The 15,530-nt window shown below is 68.6% G+C and carries 17 protein-coding genes; 7 read left to right on the forward strand and 10 right to left on the reverse strand.

The annotated features are described in order from the left end of the window. Nucleotides 1–18 precede the first annotated feature (18 nt). Complete coding sequence (locus AC3WQM_RS20500) at nucleotides 19–828, forward strand: alpha/beta fold hydrolase (RefSeq protein WP_492681240.1); 810 nt, start codon at nucleotides 19–21, stop codon at nucleotides 826–828. Nucleotides 829–852: 24 nt separating this feature from the next. Here AC3WQM_RS20500 and AC3WQM_RS20505 read toward each other — a convergent pair whose 3' ends face one another. Together AC3WQM_RS20505 and AC3WQM_RS20510 are read right to left on the reverse strand one after the other, a co-directional pair. Then, the gene (locus tag AC3WQM_RS20505) at nucleotides 853–1,518 is read right to left on the reverse strand and encodes an NAD-dependent epimerase/dehydratase family protein (protein WP_095950601.1); all 666 of its coding nucleotides are present in this window, start codon (nucleotides 1,516–1,518) and stop codon (nucleotides 853–855) included. A 21-nt stretch (nucleotides 1,519–1,539) separates the two neighbouring features. Then, the gene (locus AC3WQM_RS20510; protein ID WP_062476624.1) at nucleotides 1,540–1,923 is read right to left on the reverse strand and encodes a thioredoxin family protein; all 384 of its coding nucleotides are present in this window, start codon (nucleotides 1,921–1,923) and stop codon (nucleotides 1,540–1,542) included. Between the two features lie 98 nt (nucleotides 1,924–2,021). Between AC3WQM_RS20510 and AC3WQM_RS20515 the strand changes: the two genes are divergently transcribed. After that, nucleotides 2,022–2,372, forward strand: coding sequence for an Mpo1-like protein (locus AC3WQM_RS20515; RefSeq protein ID WP_492681242.1), 351 nt, complete (start codon nucleotides 2,022–2,024; stop codon nucleotides 2,370–2,372). A gap of 39 nt (nucleotides 2,373–2,411) precedes the next feature. Here AC3WQM_RS20515 and AC3WQM_RS20520 read toward each other — a convergent pair whose 3' ends face one another. The 4 genes from AC3WQM_RS20520 to AC3WQM_RS20535 form a co-directional block, all read right to left on the reverse strand. Next, complete coding sequence (locus AC3WQM_RS20520; protein ID WP_492681244.1) at nucleotides 2,412–3,215, reverse strand: SGNH/GDSL hydrolase family protein; 804 nt, start codon at nucleotides 3,213–3,215, stop codon at nucleotides 2,412–2,414. A gap of 250 nt (nucleotides 3,216–3,465) precedes the next feature. Beyond that, complete coding sequence (locus AC3WQM_RS20525; protein ID WP_492681246.1) at nucleotides 3,466–5,403, reverse strand: acyltransferase family protein; 1,938 nt, start codon at nucleotides 5,401–5,403, stop codon at nucleotides 3,466–3,468. Nucleotides 5,404–5,446: 43 nt separating this feature from the next. Then, nucleotides 5,447–6,409 (reverse strand): phytanoyl-CoA dioxygenase family protein, encoded by a 963-nt coding sequence (locus AC3WQM_RS20530; protein ID WP_492681248.1) that lies wholly within the window; start codon nucleotides 6,407–6,409, stop codon nucleotides 5,447–5,449. Nucleotides 6,410–6,812: 403 nt separating this feature from the next. Further along, entirely contained in the window at nucleotides 6,813–8,024 is a 1,212-nt protein-coding gene (locus AC3WQM_RS20535) for a YihY family inner membrane protein (protein WP_492681250.1), read from the reverse strand. Between the two features lie 66 nt (nucleotides 8,025–8,090). Between AC3WQM_RS20535 and AC3WQM_RS20540 the strand changes: the two genes are divergently transcribed. Together AC3WQM_RS20540 and AC3WQM_RS20545 are read left to right on the forward strand one after the other, a co-directional pair. Further along, complete coding sequence (locus tag AC3WQM_RS20540) at nucleotides 8,091–8,510, forward strand: DUF2069 domain-containing protein (RefSeq protein WP_492681252.1); 420 nt, start codon at nucleotides 8,091–8,093, stop codon at nucleotides 8,508–8,510. Further along, complete coding sequence (locus AC3WQM_RS20545) at nucleotides 8,507–9,934, forward strand: FAD-binding oxidoreductase (RefSeq protein WP_492681254.1); 1,428 nt, start codon at nucleotides 8,507–8,509, stop codon at nucleotides 9,932–9,934. The genes AC3WQM_RS20540 and AC3WQM_RS20545 overlap by 4 nt, the downstream gene beginning before the upstream one ends. Before the next feature lie 139 nt (nucleotides 9,935–10,073). On the opposite strand, the gene AC3WQM_RS20550 is transcribed toward AC3WQM_RS20545, so the two are convergent. From AC3WQM_RS20550 to nthA, 3 genes are read right to left on the reverse strand one after another with little or no spacing between them, the layout of a single operon-like run. Beyond that, complete coding sequence (locus AC3WQM_RS20550) at nucleotides 10,074–10,451, reverse strand: nitrile hydratase accessory protein (protein WP_492681256.1); 378 nt, start codon at nucleotides 10,449–10,451, stop codon at nucleotides 10,074–10,076. Beyond that, nucleotides 10,448–11,113, reverse strand: a complete 666-nt coding sequence (nthB, locus tag AC3WQM_RS20555; RefSeq protein ID WP_492681258.1) for a nitrile hydratase subunit beta — start codon at nucleotides 11,111–11,113, stop codon at nucleotides 10,448–10,450. Before nthB ends, AC3WQM_RS20550 begins: the two co-directional genes overlap by 4 nt. Continuing rightward, the gene (gene nthA / locus AC3WQM_RS20560; protein ID WP_492681260.1) at nucleotides 11,110–11,748 is read right to left on the reverse strand and encodes a nitrile hydratase subunit alpha; all 639 of its coding nucleotides are present in this window, start codon (nucleotides 11,746–11,748) and stop codon (nucleotides 11,110–11,112) included. The genes nthB and nthA overlap by 4 nt, the downstream gene beginning before the upstream one ends. A gap of 36 nt (nucleotides 11,749–11,784) precedes the next feature. Between nthA and AC3WQM_RS20565 the strand changes: the two genes are divergently transcribed. From AC3WQM_RS20565 to AC3WQM_RS20575, 3 genes are read left to right on the forward strand one after another with little or no spacing between them, the layout of a single operon-like run. After that, nucleotides 11,785–12,624 carry a thymidylate synthase gene (locus AC3WQM_RS20565; protein WP_492681262.1) on the forward strand — a complete coding sequence of 280 codons (840 nt, stop codon included), beginning with the start codon at nucleotides 11,785–11,787 and terminating at the stop codon, nucleotides 12,622–12,624. Between the two features lie 5 nt (nucleotides 12,625–12,629). Beyond that, nucleotides 12,630–13,148, forward strand: coding sequence for a dihydrofolate reductase (locus AC3WQM_RS20570; RefSeq protein WP_492681264.1), 519 nt, complete (start codon nucleotides 12,630–12,632; stop codon nucleotides 13,146–13,148). Further along, on the forward strand, nucleotides 13,145–14,272 hold the full coding sequence (locus AC3WQM_RS20575; protein ID WP_492681266.1) for a phosphatidate phosphatase App1 family protein: 1,128 nt from the start codon (nucleotides 13,145–13,147) through the stop codon (nucleotides 14,270–14,272). Before AC3WQM_RS20570 ends, AC3WQM_RS20575 begins: the two co-directional genes overlap by 4 nt. A 7-nt stretch (nucleotides 14,273–14,279) precedes the next feature. Here the strand turns inward: AC3WQM_RS20575 and AC3WQM_RS20580 are convergent, their stop codons facing one another. Beyond that, nucleotides 14,280–15,521, reverse strand: coding sequence for an NADH:flavin oxidoreductase/NADH oxidase family protein (locus tag AC3WQM_RS20580; protein WP_492681268.1), 1,242 nt, complete (start codon nucleotides 15,519–15,521; stop codon nucleotides 14,280–14,282). Nucleotides 15,522–15,530: the final 9 nt, after the last annotated feature.

Genomic DNA, 15,530 nt, shown 5'->3' on the forward strand with positions numbered 1-15,530 from the left:
ACCCCAGAAAGAGACGCCATGAGCATCCTTCAAGTCAACGGCCACGACACCTACTGCTACACCGCCGGCAAGCCCTTCGATGCGGCCAAGCCCACGGTGGTGTTCATCCACGGCGTGCTCAACGACCACAGCGTGTGGATCCTGCAAAGCCGCTGGTTCGCCAACCACGGCTGGAACGTGCTGGCGGTCGACCTGCCGGGCCACTGCAAGAGCGCCGGCGCACCGCCGGCCAGCGTGGAAGAGGCGGCGCAGTTCGTCATCGCGCTGCTCGACGCGGCGGGCGTGCAGAAGGCCGCACTCATCGGCCACAGCTTCGGCTCGCTGATCGCGCTAGAAACCGCGGCACGTGCGCCCGAACGCATCACGCAGCTCGCGATGGTCGGCACGGCCTATCCGATGGTGGTGTCGCCCGCGCTGCTCGAAAGCTCGGTGAGCGATCCGCAGCGCGCCATCGCCATGGTCAACACCTTCTCGCACTCGCTGCTGGCGCCGCCGCCTTCGTCGCTCGGCCCGGGCACGTGGCTGTACGGCAGCTCGCGCGCGCTGATGCGCCGCGTGCTCGCGAGCAACCGCGAGGCCAACGTGTTCCACATCGGCTTCAAGGCCTGCAACGACTACGCGAACGGCGAAGCGGCGATGGAGAAGGTGCAGTGCCCCGTGTTGTTCCTTTTGGGCGACGCCGACCAGATGACGCCGCCGCGCGCCACCAAGGCGCTGGTGGGCAAGGCGCGCAACGCCAAGGTGGTGACGGTGCATGCCGGCCACGCGCTGATGAGCGAGGCGCCGGACGAGGTGCTGTTCGCGCTGCGCGACTTCGTCGCGGGCTGAAAACTGCGAAGAACGCGGGGCGGCTCAGCTGCCCAGCGCGTTGATGTCCGCCGGATCGAGCAGCACCTTGCGTGCGCCCCGGCGCGCCACCGCGAGCATCGCGCGGCCCACCTTCTCGGTGGTGGTCACGCGGTCGGGCCACCAGCGGTGGGCCAGCCCGAGCACCGGCTTGAGCACGACGATCGCGGCGTCGTACAGCGGCGTCTTCGAACGCACGCCGTGCAGCGGCTGGATCATGCCGGGCCGGAACATGTAGGACGCGCGAAACGGCAGGCGCATCAACGCGTTCTCGGTCGCGCCCTTCACGCGCGCCCACATGCGTTCGCCGCGCTCGCTGCTGTCGGTACCCGCGCCCGTCACGTAGGTGAAGGTCATGCCCGGGTTGAGCCGCGCCAGCACGGTGGCCGCCGCCATCGTCAGGTCGTAGGTGATGCGCTTGTACTCCGGCTCCTTCATGCCGACCGAGGACACGCCCAGGCAGAAGAAGCAGGCGTCGAAGCCTGTCAGCTGCGACTCGATGGCGCGGTAGTCGAACATGTCCTTGTGCACCAGGTCCTGCAGCTTGGGATGCTGCTGCCCGGTGGCGCTGCGTCCCACGGCGACCACGCGTTCCACGTCGGGCGCCAGCAGGCACTCGCGCAGCACGCCCTGCCCCACCATGCCGGTGGCGCCAAAGATCAGGATGTTCATGGGAAGGAAGCTCCGAAGAGGTCAGACCGCGAAGGCCGCGGGCTTTTTCTCGAGCACGGCCAGCAGCAGGTCGACGTCGAGACTGGAAGGCTGCGGCGGCTGCAGCGCGCCGAGCAGGCGCGACAGCGTTTCGATGTGCGGCAGCAGCGGACCGAGAAAGCGCGTGCCGTCGGCGCCCGCCACCAGCAGGGTCGGGAAGGTCTCGACGTCGAAGGCGTCGGCGATCTCGGCGTGATCTTCGATGTCGACCCAGGCGAAGCGGAACTGCGGGTGCGCCTTTGCCAGATCGACCAGCAGCGGCCGGTAGTCGCGGCAGGTGCCGCACCATTCGGCGCACAGGCACACGACCCACAGCGCGTTGGCATCGGCGGAAGAATCGACGGGGACGACGGGAACAGCGCTCAAGGTGGATACGGCGAAGGTGGGATGGCGAACCCGGGTGGTGCGGCCGCGGGGTCGTAGCTATTATCAACAAAGCCCCTGCGGGGCGCAGGAGACCCACGATGAACACCTCCACCCCTGCCGCGCCGGACGCGCCGGCCACGGTCGATCCGCGCCGCTTCACCAGCTTTGCCGAGTTCTATCCCTTCTATCTGACCGAGCACGCCAACGTCACCTGCCGGCGCCTGCACTTCACGGGCTCGACGATCTCGCTGCTGTGCCTCGTGGCCCTGGTGGTCACGCTGAATCCGTGGTGGCTGCTGGCCGGGCTGGTGGCGGGCTACGGCTTCGCCTGGGTCGGGCACTTCGGCTTCGAGAAGAACAAGCCGGCCTCGTTCAAGCGCCCGCTGTACTCCTTCATGGGCGACTGGGCGATGTACCGGGACATCTGGGCCGGGCGGGTCAAGATCTAGACCGGCAAGGCGGGCGCCAGGCCCTCCCACTTTCGCCGGCTACTTGCAGCCGGACACCTTGTCCAAGGTCTCGCCAAGCCGTTCGAGCAGCCGGTTGCTGTAGGCCAGGCCGGGATGGACGCCGTCCAACAGATCACCGGCGCCCTCGAAACGCACGGCGCCCCAATCGACAAACGGCACCTGCAGGGTCTGCGCCAGGCGGCGCACCAGCAGGTCGTACTGATCGCGGCGGATCAGCTGGGCCTTGTGGATGCCGACCTTGGGACTCTCGACCTGGCGCGAAAGACCCGTGAGCACCGGCTCGCGGCCTTCCGCTCGCACACGCTCGACCGTGTGCTTCAGCGTTTGCACGAACACGGCCGGCTTCACATCGAACCAGGCATCGATCACGCCGTTCTCGATGACCACCCAGCGCCCCGTTCGCGGCGATTCGTCGAAGTACTTCGCCAGCGCCGTCAACTGCACAGCCGGCACGGCGTGGTCGGTCCAGCGCAAGGCGGTGTACTTCCTTTGCAAGGCGGCCAGCGGTCGCTCCGAGCTGCCGTTGCTGGCCACGATGCTGTCGCCGTAGACCTCCACCACGCATCGCTGGGGAGACGCGGGCGCAACAGCCGCCGGGGCTGCTGGGCCGGTCGGTGGCGTGGCGATCGGCAGGGCAGCGGGTTCAGCGCGGGGCGCAGGCGTTGGCGTTGACGGCACTGCAATCGGCTCGCGTGCAAGGCCGCCGCATCCGGCGACAGCCATGGCCGCCACGCCCACTTGCAGGACGAGCGCCAGGAGCCCGAGCTTCCGACGCACGGGCGCCGCGCGCTGCGCCGCAGGCAGCCGATCGTTTTCCGACATGGTTTTTCTCCCTGACGGGAGCGGAGCTCCCCGTTTTTTCTTGGCGAAGCGGTGGACGCTCCGGGAAAGCAGCGAGCCCGTTGAAAACCGGGATCGCGCGCCCGGCCAGCGACTCGATGCGGCCTGGGGCGTTGGAGAATAGCCAGGCCCAAACGAACTTTTCTCTTCAAAATTGAAGTCAATTGCAGTCAATTGACACCAACAAATATCAAACACGCGACAACATCCACTCAAACGAGATCGCGGGCACTCATTGCCCTGTCGTCTCCAGCCCGCTCGAAAAGACCGGGTCGATCCAGGTCGCGAACTCGCGGCTGAATGTCGCGCGCAGGTGCGTGTTGTCGTAATAGGCCGCGCTGTGGTCAGGCAGCGTCCTCACGCACAGGCCGTCCGCGCAAAGGTGCCCCATCGCGTCGATGGCTTGCGCACCCGTCGCTGCCGCGAGGCGTGCCAGCCGGTCATTGAGACTGGACTGGGTGGGAGAAAGCGGGGCTTTCGGTATGTTTCCGATCGGCAACCTGCCCAGGCGGCTGTTCTTGATCAGGCGCTCGGGCGCGAACTCCGCCCCCGTCGGCTGGTTCAGCAACAGGTAGACCTTCTTGTCGCGACGGACCAGGTCGGCCAGCAGCTGCGCCAGTGCCTCGAACGCGCGCGGAATGCTTCGCCGATCGTCGGGCGTATCGCCCTGAAGAAATCCATAGGACGGCGGAAGAAGCCGGTCCTGGAAATAGCAGTTCCAGCAGCCGCCGATCAGCACGGCGTCGAAGCGCGGGTCCTGGGCCAATCGCATGGCCTCGTCGCGCGCCCGGTCGCACTCGGGATGGCCGCTGGCGACGATGCCCGGCACGGGCGGGCAGGCCGGCAGCGTGAAGAAATGGACGGTCGCCGTCTGTCGGGGCAGGGTCTGCGCCAGTTTCAGCGCCCGAGGGGCGTACTGCATGACATGGCTGTCTCCGATCAGGAGCACCTGGCGGGCGCCGTCGCCGATGCGCCGCATGGCGTGGCCGGCAACGTGCTTCGTGGCAAAGCCGGCGTAGTAGTCGCGGTCCTGCATCGCGTGAGCCATGCGCTGGAACGACGCGTCGCTGTTGCGTGCCGACATGCCGCTCAGGATCGCCCATCCCGCGAGCACGAGGGCCCCTCCCGCGCCCCAGAGCGCCCAGGGCACCGTCGCACCCGGGCGAGACCTCACGGGGCGCTCCACGAACCGATAGGTGGCCCACGCCAGCAAGACACTCGCCCCGACGATCGCCGCACGGGTGTCCGGCGCCGGCGTGCCCCCGCCCACCACACGCGCCAGGGCCAGCAGCGGCCAGTGCCAGAGGTACAACGGGTAGCTGATAAGCCCCACCCCCACCAGCACGCGGCTCGACAGGAGGTACCGGTTCAGGCAACCCGCCGGCCCGGCGGCGATGCACGCGATCGCACCGAGCACCGGCAGCAGGGCCCACCACCCCGGAAACGCGTGGTCGCGGCGTGTCGCGACCAGCCCCAGCGCGATGAGCGTCAGCCCGAGCACCGACTGCGCATGGCGGAGCCAGGGCCGGGGCGCCACGACGCCCAGACGCATGCAGGCCAGGATCGCGCCCGCCATCAACTCCCAGAACCGGGACAGCGGCGAATAGAAGGCCGCCGCGCGAAACGAATGGACCGACCCTACGTTGACGAGGAAAGAAAGCACCGCCAGCACCCAGAGCAACCGGACGACGGGCCACCGCCGACGCCATGCCACCCCCAGCAACAGCGGCCACAGAAGATAGAACTGCTCTTCGATGCCAAGCGACCACAGGTGCAGCAGCGGCTTGGTTTCGGCCGCCGTATCGAAGTAGCCGGCCATGGCCCAGAACACGAAGTTGGCGACGAAGAGCGCACCGCCCACCGCCTGCTGCCCCAATGCCTGGAACTCGCTGTTCAGGAGCACATGCCAACCGATGGCCAGGGTCAGCGCCAGCACCAGAATCAGCGCCGGGAAGATTCGCCGTGCGCGCCGCGCATAGAAGTCGCGGAAACTGAAATCCCCCGTCCTCTGGCTGCGCAGGATGAGGGTCGTGATCAGGAAACCCGAAATCGCGAAGAAGACATCGACCCCGATGAACCCGCCCGGCAGCACGTCGGGAAAGGCATGAAAAATCACCACCGCCAGCACGGCCAGGGCGCGCAGCCCGTCGATGTCGGCGCGGTACGCCACTGCGCCATGCGGCCGGGGGGTCACGGCGGCAGCGCCGCCTTTCTCACCCACGCCCCGAGAGCGAACGTGCGACGCTCTTGGCGCGCCGCGTCCACCGGTCCAGCCACTGCGGTCGCACGATGCGCTGCGGCATTTCGGCGCCTGCATAGGTATTCCTGACGAACCGGCCCGTGCAGATGTTCTGCATCTCGCGGAAATGCACGTTGCGCAGGAACGGATCGGACAGCAGCGGCGTGTAGTAGGCGCAGTCCTCGAAGTAGTAGTGCGTGACCTGCGACCAGCGCGTCAGGCTCCTGTCGGTCTGGCGGTCGCCGCCGTGCAGCAGGTTGCTCAACCAGATGAGCGCCTGCCCCTTCCTCGGCGTGAAGCGCTGGGGTGCAATGCCCGATCGCTCGGCGAGGCCCCGCCAGAGCGTCTCGTAGTGCCGGTACTGGTGGCCACCCTGCTGCTCGGCGCTCAGCCCGATGTGCTCGTTCGTGTAGATGGGCCACCTGTGGCTGCCCGGGTAGTACAGCAGCGGCCCCGCCGCCAGGTCGACGTCTTCGAGCGCGGTCCACACGCCGCACATGAACCGCTCCGGCACCGAACTGAAGTGGATGGCGTCGGTGTGGATGTGCTGCTGCGTGCCGACCGGGAAATTCAAGGTTTGAAAGGGCCATGCACGCCGACCGAACAGCTGGCTCAGGAGACGGATGATGTCGGGGTTGGTGGCCACGCGCCGCACGCCCTCGCTGTAGCCGAAGGCGTCCTGCAGGCGAAGGCCGTCCCCCTCGGCATGCCCCTGCGTGCGCCACCGGTCCCAATCGAATCGGTCGTTCAGGTCGCGCCGGATGTCCCCGGCGAGGCGATCGAAATCGGGTTCCGGAAAATCGATGACGGCAAAACCGTGGTCGCGCAACTGCGTCGCCACCCTGAGGGTCTCTTCGGAAAATCCGGCCTGCGAGAAGATCGCATCGAAGAACGGGGACTCGATGGCCGGTACACCGGGCAAGGGGTTGGGGAACATGGCATTGGCTTTCAGGTGGCGCGCGCGACGCGCAGCCCCACCGCCTTGGTTCACAAGGCGTTGCGGATCGGGAGTGGCTTGAAGGGCCCCGGAGATGGGGCAGGAGGTGCGGCGGCCGCTGCGCGGTGCTGCCGGAGGAGAGCGAGCGACGAATGAACCGGCGTCAGCCGGATCCGACGATACGGCGCGCCCGGATCCAGGTGGGGTCGGTCATGAACGGGCTCCCTTGAGTCGAAATCGGCAATGGATGCGTCTTCAGCGTCTTCTGCAGCATCTGTGCAAGCGCGAGAAAGCGGCGTCGAAGAATAACGGCTCCCTCGAGGAGGAAGCACGCATCAAATGCTCTCAATAGCACTCAATTGCTATCAAGCGACCGTCAAGAATGCCTGGGGATCGCGTGCGCCTAGATCAACAGCACGTCGCCCAGCCGCAGCGTGCGCAGCGGGCCCTTCTGCCACAGGTCTTCGAGCGGCTCGGCGCGCGGCATCAGCAGCTCGCGCAGCAGCGGCTCGATGGGCGTCGACGGGTCGGCCAGCAACACGTAGCGCGGGTCCTGGTTGGCGGGCTCCTCGGCCAGCGGCGCGATCCAGTCCAGCCGCACCAGCGTGTCGAGCACCGGCGCCAATTGCAGCCCGTCGACCCGCATGCGCGTCAGCAGTTCGCTCGCGCCCATGCCCTTGGCCGTCGTGGCCTGCGCGCGTGCCAGGTGCTGCAGCACTTCCATCGCGAGCTGCATCGGCCAGCCCGCCGCGCCGCCCCGGCGCGCCACGCCCGTCAGCAGGCTCGGCAGGTAGGCCGCGATGACGGCGCCCAGCAGCACGATCACCCACGCCACGTAGATCCACACCAACAGGATCGGGAAGGTGGCGAAGGCGCCGTACAGCACCGAGTAGGTCGGCACCAGGCTCAGGTAGTAGCCCAGCACGCGCTTGGCGATCTCGATGGCGGCGGCCACAAAGAGGCCGCCGGCCCAGGCGTGCGACCAGCGCACCGTGGTGTTCGGCACGTAGTGGTACAGCCCGGCCATGCCGGCCGCGAGCAGCAGGAATTCCAGGGTGTCGAAGGCCAGCTTGACGATGCCTCCGCCCACCACGTCGCGCGAAGCGGCGAACACGTACGAGGTGGTCGACAGGCTCACCGCGAGGATCAGCGGCCCGAGCGTGATGGTGGCCCAGTAGATCAGCACCCGCTGCGCGAGCGGCCGCGGCGTGCGCACGCGCCAGATGTTGTTGAGCGTCTTGTCGATGGTGAGGATCAACGCGATGGCGGTGATCAGCAGCACCACCAGGCCCGCGATGCCCAGCCCGCTGGCCTTGCTCGCGAACTGGTTCAGGTAGCCCAGCACCTGGCGCGCGATGTTGTCGGGAATCAGGCTCTCGATCAGCCAGCGCTGCAGGCGGCCCTGCATGGTGGCGAACATCGGGAACACGGTGAACAGCGCGAGCGCCACCGTGAAGAACGGCACCATCGCGATGGTGGTGGTGAAGGTCAGGCTGCTGGCCGTGAGGCCGAGACGGTCTTCGCGAAAACGCTCGCCCAATACCGCTGCGGTGTTGCGCCAAGGAAAGCGCGAAAGATCCCTCCAAAGCTGCCGACGATTCATGGCCGGTATCATGCCATCCGCTCTTTCCCGAGACGCGCCACACCCGGTGCGCCTCCCCCTCTCTCTTTCGCCGCCACCGTGTCCGACACCCCACTCCCGCCCTCTTCCGTCCGCGCCACCCGATGGGCCGCCGTGGGCAGCCTCGTCGGCCTGATCGTGCTGGGCCTGGCCTGGGAACTGTGGCTGGCGCCGCTGCGCCCGGGCGGCTCGCTGCTGGCGCTGAAGGTGCTGCCGCTGGTCATTCCGCTCGCGGGGCTCTACAAGAACCGCATGTACACCTACCGCTGGGTCAGCCTGATGATCTGGCTCTACTTCACCGAGGGCGTGGTGCGCGCCTGGAGCGACACCAACGGCGTGGGGCAGGTCCTTGCGCTCGTCGAAGTGCTGCTGTGCCTCGTGCTCTTCGCGGCCTGCGCGTGGCATGTGCGCCTTCGCCTGCGCCACGCCAAGGCCGCCGCTGCCGCTGCTGCCCGTCCCCTGGAGGCTTCCGCCCAATGACCACCTCTTCTTCTCTCCTCGACCAGCTGCGCGCCATCGTCGGCGCCTCGCACGTGCTCAACGAGGGCGACCTCACCGCCTACGAACAGGACTGGCGCAAGCGTGCGCGCGGCAAGTCGCTCGCCGTGGTGCGTCCGGCCAATGCGCAGCAGGTGGCCGACGTGGTCAAGGCCTGCGCCGCAGCCGGCACGGCCGTCATTCCGCAGGGCGGCAACACCGGCCTGGCGGTCGGCTCCATTCCCGACGACAGCGGCACGCAGGTGGTGCTGAGCCTGCAGCGCCTGAACGCCATCCGCAACATCGACGCCGCCAACCTCACGATGACCGTCGAGGCCGGCTGCATCCTGCAGACGCTGCAGGAGACGGCCGAGAAAGCCGGCTACCTGTTCCCGCTGAGCCTCGCGGCCGAGGGCAGCTGCACCATCGGCGGCAACCTGGCGACCAACGCGGGCGGCACGCAGGTCGTGCGCTACGGCAACACGCGCGACCTGTGCCTGGGCCTGGAAGTGGTCACGCCGCAGGGCGAGATCTGGGAAGGCACGAGCGGCCTGCGCAAGGACAACACGGGCTACGACCTGCGCGACCTGATCGTCGGCAGCGAAGGCACGCTGGGCGTCATCACCGCGGCGACCATGAAGCTGTACCCGCTGCCGGCCGCGCAGCTCACGGCCTGGGCGGCCGTGCCTTCGCTCGACCACGCGGTCACGCTGCTGGGCCTGGCGCACAAGCACCTGGGTTCGGGCCTCACGGGCTTCGAGGTGATGGGCAAGTTCGCGCTGAGCCTGGTCGACAAGCACATGCCGCAGCTGCGCGTGCCCTTCATCCATGACGAGGCCGTGCCGTATTGCGTGCTGCTCGAGAACTCCGACAGCGAGTCCGAGGACCACGCCCGCGCGCGCTTCGAGGCGCTGCTCGAAACTGCGTTCGAAGACGGCTGCGTGAGCGACGCGGTGGTGGCCGAGAACCTCACGCAGGCGCACCAGCTCTGGCACATCCGCGAGAACATTCCGCTCGCGCAGGCCGAAGAGGGGCTGAACATCAAGCACGACATCTCGATCCCGGTGTCGCGCATTCCCGCCTTCGTGGAAGCCACCGACGCCCTACTGAAACGCGAGATCGCCGGCGTGCGGCTGGTCAACTTCGGCCACCTGGGCGACGGCAACCTGCACTACAACGTGCAGGCGCCCGAGAACATCGACACCAAGGCGTTTTTGAAGAACGAGGAAGAGCGCATCAACACGCTGGTCTACGACGCGGTCGAGCAGTTCGGCGGGTCGTTCTCGGCCGAGCATGGCGTGGGCTCGCTCAAGGTCGACAAGCTCGAGAAGCACAAGTCGCCGGTGGCGTTGGAGATGATGCGGGCGATCAAGCGCGGGCTCGATCCGAAGAACATCCTGAACCCGGGGCGCGTGATCCGCGTCTAGGTATTTGTGTATTTCTCCCTCCCCTCCCGGGGGAGGGCCGGGGTGGGGGCAAGCGGCCTTCGATTGGGCGCCGCGATGAATGCGGGTGCAGCCCCCATCCCAACCTTCCCCCAGCGGGGGAAGGAGCAACACCCCACACTCAGCCCGGAAAGTCTTCGCCGCGCAGCTCGATCGGCTGGCCGTGCGGCGTGCGTTCCGCCGCGTGGTCCCAGGCGTGGCGGTAGCGGGCCAGCTCGTCGCCGGAACTCGCGCCCTTGCGGGCCACGAGGTTTTCGAGCGCGGCGAGCCAGTGGCGGTAGTAGGTGTCGCCCGTGTCCGGGTCGCCCGCGGCCTGCGCGGCGCTGATCTGGGTGGCCAGCGCCTCGGCCCACTCGACCCAGCTGAACAGGCCGCGCTCGTGCAGCGCGAGCGTCATCGCGAAGGCCTGCGCCTCCCACGGTTCCCTGAACACCGGCCCGTCGGCGTCGCGCGGCATGCCCGGGGCGAGCGCGAGCGGCCGCATGTCGTTCGCCTTCATGCCGCGGGCTTCAGGTAGCTTTCCCACGCATCGACCGACACGGCCAGGTTCTGCCGCGGCGCGGCGTCGCCCCACAGCTCGGCTTCGTCGAAGACCACGGTGTAGAGCCATTGCGGCTGCTCGCCCAGGCCCTGCGCATTCGCATCGGCGAACACGTGCGCGCCGTGGATGTGCTCGATCGTGCCGCGCTTGCCCTGCACATAGCCCGGCAGGCGCGTGTGGTGGTCGACGCGCCCGAGATGCATGCGCACGGCCTGGCCGACCACAAAGCGCGCGGGCGCCGATGCGGGGCGCTCGGTGCCGGAGCCCTTGGCGAGCACGGCGGGCACGTTCGCGGCCTGCAGCACGCGGGCGACCGGTGTGGCCGGATGGTGCATCTGCCCGGATGCGATCTCGTCCGCGAAGACCTGGCCGCGCTGCAGCATCAGCTGCTCCAGCGCGCCGAGCCAGATCTGGTAGTAGCTCAGGTCGCGGTAGTCGGGCAGCGTCTCGCGCGCGGCGCGGCTGGTGTCGATGTTCCAGGAGCCGGTGGCGCCCATGGCCAGCGTGAGTGCCAGCGCGCGCGGCTCCCACGCGCCGTGGAACAGCTCGCCCTCGGGCTCTGGCGTGACGGGGCCGAAGCCGGGTTGTCCGCCGAGGTCGGCATGCGTCGTGTAGGTCATGCAGCACTCCTTGCCGACGGCGCCTCGACCACGCGCGTGCCGATCATCGAATCGCGCGAGACCAGCGCGGCGAGTTCGTCTTCGCTCCAGCCCTCGGTGCCGGCCGGGCGCTGCGGGATCACGAGGTAGCGCACTTCGGCGGTCGAGTCCCAGACGCGGATGCGCGTGGTCTCGGGCAAGGTGGTGCCGAAATCGGCCAGCACGCCGCGCGGGTCTTTCACCGCGCGTGAGCGGTAGGGCGCGCTCTTGTACCAGGTGGGCGGCAGGCCGAGCACGGGCCAGGGGTAGCAGCTGCACAGGGTGCAGACGACCATGTGGTGCTGGTCGTCGGTGTTGGCTACCGCGACCATGTGCTCGCCTTGTCGGCCGGTGTAGCCCAGCGAGGCGATGGCCGCCGTGGCGTCGGCCATCAGCCAGTCATGGAACTTGCGGTCGACCCAGGCCCGCGCCACCACCCGCGCGCCGTTGCGCGGGCCGATGCGGGTCTGGTAGGTGTCGATCAGTGCATCGAGCGCGGCGGGGTCGATGTAGCCTTTTTGCGTGAGCACGCTTTCGAGGGCGCGCACGCGCAGGTCCATCTCGCCGAGTTCGCTGTGGTCGTGGGAATGGTCGTGGGAGTGGTCATGGCCGGTCATCGGCCGATGCTAGCGCCGCCCCGTAAAATTCCCAACATGACCCTCCCTGCCCGCCCCGTCCGCTCCCAGTACGAAGATTTCATGCGCCACGTCGACACGCACGGCGTGTTCAAGAGCGACCGCACGGGCACGGGCACCAAGAGCATGTTCGGCCACCAGATGCGCTTCGACCTGAACGAGGGCTTTCCGCTGGTGACCACGAAGAAGGTGCACCTCAAGTCCATCATCCAGGAACTGCTGTGGTTCCTGACCGGCTCCAGCAACAACAACTGGCTCAAGGAACGCGGCGTCACCATCTGGGACGAATGGGCGCGCGAAGACGGCGACCTGGGCCCCGTGTACGGCGTGCAGTGGCGCAGCTGGCCCACGCCCGACGGCGGCCACATCGACCAGATCTCCGACGTCATCAAGACGCTGAAGACCAACCCCGACTCGCGCCGCATCATCGTGAGCGCCTGGAACGTGGCCGAACTCTCGAAGATGGCGCTCATGCCCTGCCACGCCTTCTTCCAGTTCTACGTGGCGCCGCCGCAGGCCGAGGGCGAACGCGGCAAGCTCAGCTGCCAGCTCTACCAGCGCAGCGCCGACATCTTCCTGGGCGTGCCCTTCAACATCGCCAGCTACGCGCTGCTCACGCACATGGTGGCGCAGCAGTGCGACCTCGACGTGGGCGATTTCATCTGGACCGGCGGCGACTGCCACATCTACAGCAACCACGCCGAGCAGGTGAAGCTGCAGCTCAGCCGCACGCCCTTCCCTTACCCCACGCTGAACATCAAGCGCAAGCCCGACTCGATCTTCGACTACCAGTACGAAGACTTCGAGGTGCTCGACTACAGGCACGGCGATCCGATCAAGGCGCCGGTGGCGGTGTGAGCGCCATGAGTGCCACCACGCCCCGCATCCACCTGATCTTCGCGCGCGCCGCCAACGGCGTGATCGGCGTGAACAACACCATTCCCTGGCACCTGCCGGAGGACATGGCGCACTTCAAGCAGCAGACGCTGGGCGCGCCGGTGATCATGGGCCGCAAGACCTGGGACTCGCTGCCGCCGCGCTTTCGTCCGCTGCCGGGCCGCCAGAACATCGTGATCACGCGGCAGGCCGACTGGGCCGCCGATGGCGCACAGCGTGTGGGCAGTGTGCAGGAGGCGATCGCGCTGTGCGACGCGCTGAAGCTGCCCGATGCCTGGGTGATCGGCGGCGCACAGATCTACGCCGAAGCCGAACCGCTGGCCCAGCGCGCCGTGGTCACCGAGATCGCACGCGACTACGAAGGCGACGCGCACGCCCCTGTGCTCGACACCGCCGTGTGGCGCGAGACGCAGCGCGCGTCGCACGTCTCGGCCAAGGACGGCCTGCCCTTCAGCTTCGTGACCTACGAACGCATCACTGCATGACGATCAAGCACCGCGCGCCCGGTCCCTCGCCGCAACTGTCGCGGCGCACCGTGCTGGCCGGTGCCGCCCTGCTCGCCGGCCTCGCGCCGCTGCAGGCCCTGCAGGCCGCCGGGCCGCTCGAGGCCGACGAAGAGGCGCTGTTCATGCCCGGCACCGCACGCCCCACGGCCGACGGCCGGCTCGAGGTCGACGTGCATGCCTGGGTGTTCGAGCGCGAGCACCGCTGGGGCCTGGACGCCGCGCTCGCGCGCTACCTCGGCATGAACCTGAAGAAGCTCACGCCCGCCGCGCGGCTGCGCTTCAGCCAGCGCACCGCGCTGTTCCATGCCGAGTCGGAAGAAGACAAGGTGATCGACGTCGTCTTCGACGGTTCGGCCACGCGCCTCACGATGCCGCCCACGGGCGCCGACGGCCGCAGCAACCTGCGCGCGGTCATCGAGGCCGCGCACATCCCGGCGTCGCAGGAGTGGCTGCCCTTCCATGGCGTGACCGGTCCGGGCGAGCTGCTGCCGCGCTTTCGCGGCCGTGCGCAGATCGTGCCGGCGCAGGGCGTGTCGGTCATCTCGGACATCGACGACACCATCAAGCGCACGCAGGTGCGCGACCGGCGCGAGATGCTGCTGAACACCTTCGCACGCCGCTTCGAGGCCACGCCGGGCATGGCGGCGCACTACCGCACGCTGGCGCAGGCGCCCGGCACGCGCTTTCACTACCTCTCGGGCAGCCCGATCCAGCTGTACCCCGCGCTCACCGACTTCATTCGCGACGCCGACTTTCCCGCCGGCAGCATGCACCTGCGCGAGAGCACGACGTGGCGCACGCTGATCCCCAGCGGCGAAGAATCGCGCGCGCACAAGCTCGGCGTGATCGAACGGCTGCTGGCCGAATTTCCGCAGCGCCGCTTCCTGCTCGTGGGCGATTCCGGCGAGGCCGACCCCGAGATCTATGCACAGGTGTTCCGCGCGCATCCGCAGCGCATCGACGGCATCGTGATCCGCGATGTGACCGACGAGAACCGGCTGTCCGATCGCTACCGCGCCACCTTCGACGGCATCGCGCCCGTGGTCTGGCACCTGCTGCGGCCCGACACCACCGCCTGGCCCATTCAACCGGCCAGTCGATAGCGGCGGCTCACGCCACGCGCGCGCCCAGCCAGCGCCGGTAGCGCTTCGTCAGCCGCTTCGTGCGCAACTGGTCGAGCACCAGGGTCAGGAACGGCGAATGCGCAGGCGCGCTGTTGCGGCCCGGGCGCAGCGTGCGCAGCCGGCGCTTCACCAGCGCCATGCGCGCCAGCGCGGCCATGACCTGGTCCTTCCAGTCGACCTGCGGGCTCTGCGCCGCCGCGTCTTCGCCCGCGCGCCAGCGTGCGGGCAGGTCGGGCGCCACGGCCAGCGCGGTGGCCATGCCCACCACGGCGACGCCTTCTCCCAGCACCCGTTCGGCGACGGCGCGGCGCACGATGCCGCCCGTGGTCATGACCGGCATGCGCGCCTCGGCGGCCAGCTCCCGGGCGAACTCCAGGAAGTAGGCCTCGCGCGCCAGCGTGCGACCGTCGGCGGTGCGTCCCTGCATCGCCGGGCTCTCGTAGCTGCCGCCGGACAGTTCGACCAGGTCCACGGCCTCGTCGTTGAGCCAGCGGATGACCTGCTTCGCATCGTTCTCCGAAAAGCCGCCGCGCTGGAAGTCGGCGGAGTTGAGCTTCACGGCGACCGCGAAACCGCGCGCCACGCGGGCCCGCACGGCACGCACCACGTCGAGCAGAAAGCGCGCGCGGTTCTCGAGGCTGCCGCCCCAGGCATCGGTGCGCTGGTTGGTCAGCGGCGACAAAAACTGCGAGAGCAGGTAGCCGTGCGCCGCATGCACCTGCACGCCGGTGAAGCCCGCGCGCTCGGCGGCCTGCGCCGTGGCGGCGAAGCGGTCGACGGTCTCGGCGATCTCCGCCTCGCTCATCGCCTTGGGCTGCACGAAAAGCTTGCTGTGCTTGCCCAGATCGAGCGCCACCGAAGACGGCGCCCAGGCCGTGCCGCCCATGCTGGTCTGCACCTGGCGGCCCGGATGGTTGATCTGCATCCACACCTGCGCGCCGCCGCTGCGCGCGGCCGCGGCCCATTCGGTGAAGCGCTCCAACGGCGTATCGGCTTCGAGCACGACGCCGCCCGGGCCGGTGAGCGCGCGGCCGTCGATCATCACGTTGCCCGTGAGGATCAGGCCCGCCCCGCCCTGCGCCCAGACGCGGTACAGGTCGTGCAGCGCCGCGCCCGGCAACTGCCCGGCATCGGCCATGTTTTCCTCCATGGCGGCCTTGGCCAGGCGGTTGGGCAGGACGCTCCCGTTGGGCAGGGTCAGCGGCAGGAAAAGCGGCGAGGAGTTCACGATGAGGAC

It is taken from the genome of Variovorax sp. FW301-JW7 (genome assembly GCF_058788795.1).

Excerpts from the sequence above, each read along its gene's own strand:
- AC3WQM_RS20505 (WP_095950601.1), bottom strand. The coding sequence starts at position 1,518 with ATGAACATCCTGATCTTTGGCGCCACCGGCATGGTGGGGCAGGGCGTG.
- AC3WQM_RS20535 (WP_492681250.1), bottom strand. The coding sequence starts at position 8,024 with ATGATACCGGCCATGAATCGTCGGCAGCTTTGGAGGGATCTTTCGCGC.
- nthA (WP_492681260.1), bottom strand. The coding sequence starts at position 11,748 with ATGACCGGCCATGACCACTCCCACGACCATTCCCACGACCACAGCGAA.
- AC3WQM_RS20515 (WP_492681242.1), top strand. The coding sequence starts at position 2,022 with ATGAACACCTCCACCCCTGCCGCGCCGGACGCGCCGGCCACGGTCGAT.
- AC3WQM_RS20565 (WP_492681262.1), top strand. The coding sequence starts at position 11,785 with ATGACCCTCCCTGCCCGCCCCGTCCGCTCCCAGTACGAAGATTTCATG.
- nthB (WP_492681258.1), bottom strand. The coding sequence starts at position 11,113 with ATGACCTACACGACGCATGCCGACCTCGGCGGACAACCCGGCTTCGGC.
- AC3WQM_RS20570 (WP_492681264.1), top strand. The coding sequence starts at position 12,630 with ATGAGTGCCACCACGCCCCGCATCCACCTGATCTTCGCGCGCGCCGCC.
- AC3WQM_RS20530 (WP_492681248.1), bottom strand. The coding sequence starts at position 6,409 with ATGTTCCCCAACCCCTTGCCCGGTGTACCGGCCATCGAGTCCCCGTTC.
- AC3WQM_RS20550 (WP_492681256.1), bottom strand. The coding sequence starts at position 10,451 with ATGAAGGCGAACGACATGCGGCCGCTCGCGCTCGCCCCGGGCATGCCG.
- AC3WQM_RS20545 (WP_492681254.1), top strand. The coding sequence starts at position 8,507 with ATGACCACCTCTTCTTCTCTCCTCGACCAGCTGCGCGCCATCGTCGGC.
- AC3WQM_RS20520 (WP_492681244.1), bottom strand. The coding sequence starts at position 3,215 with ATGTCGGAAAACGATCGGCTGCCTGCGGCGCAGCGCGCGGCGCCCGTG.
- AC3WQM_RS20500 (WP_492681240.1), top strand. The coding sequence starts at position 19 with ATGAGCATCCTTCAAGTCAACGGCCACGACACCTACTGCTACACCGCC.
- AC3WQM_RS20575 (WP_492681266.1), top strand. The coding sequence starts at position 13,145 with ATGACGATCAAGCACCGCGCGCCCGGTCCCTCGCCGCAACTGTCGCGG.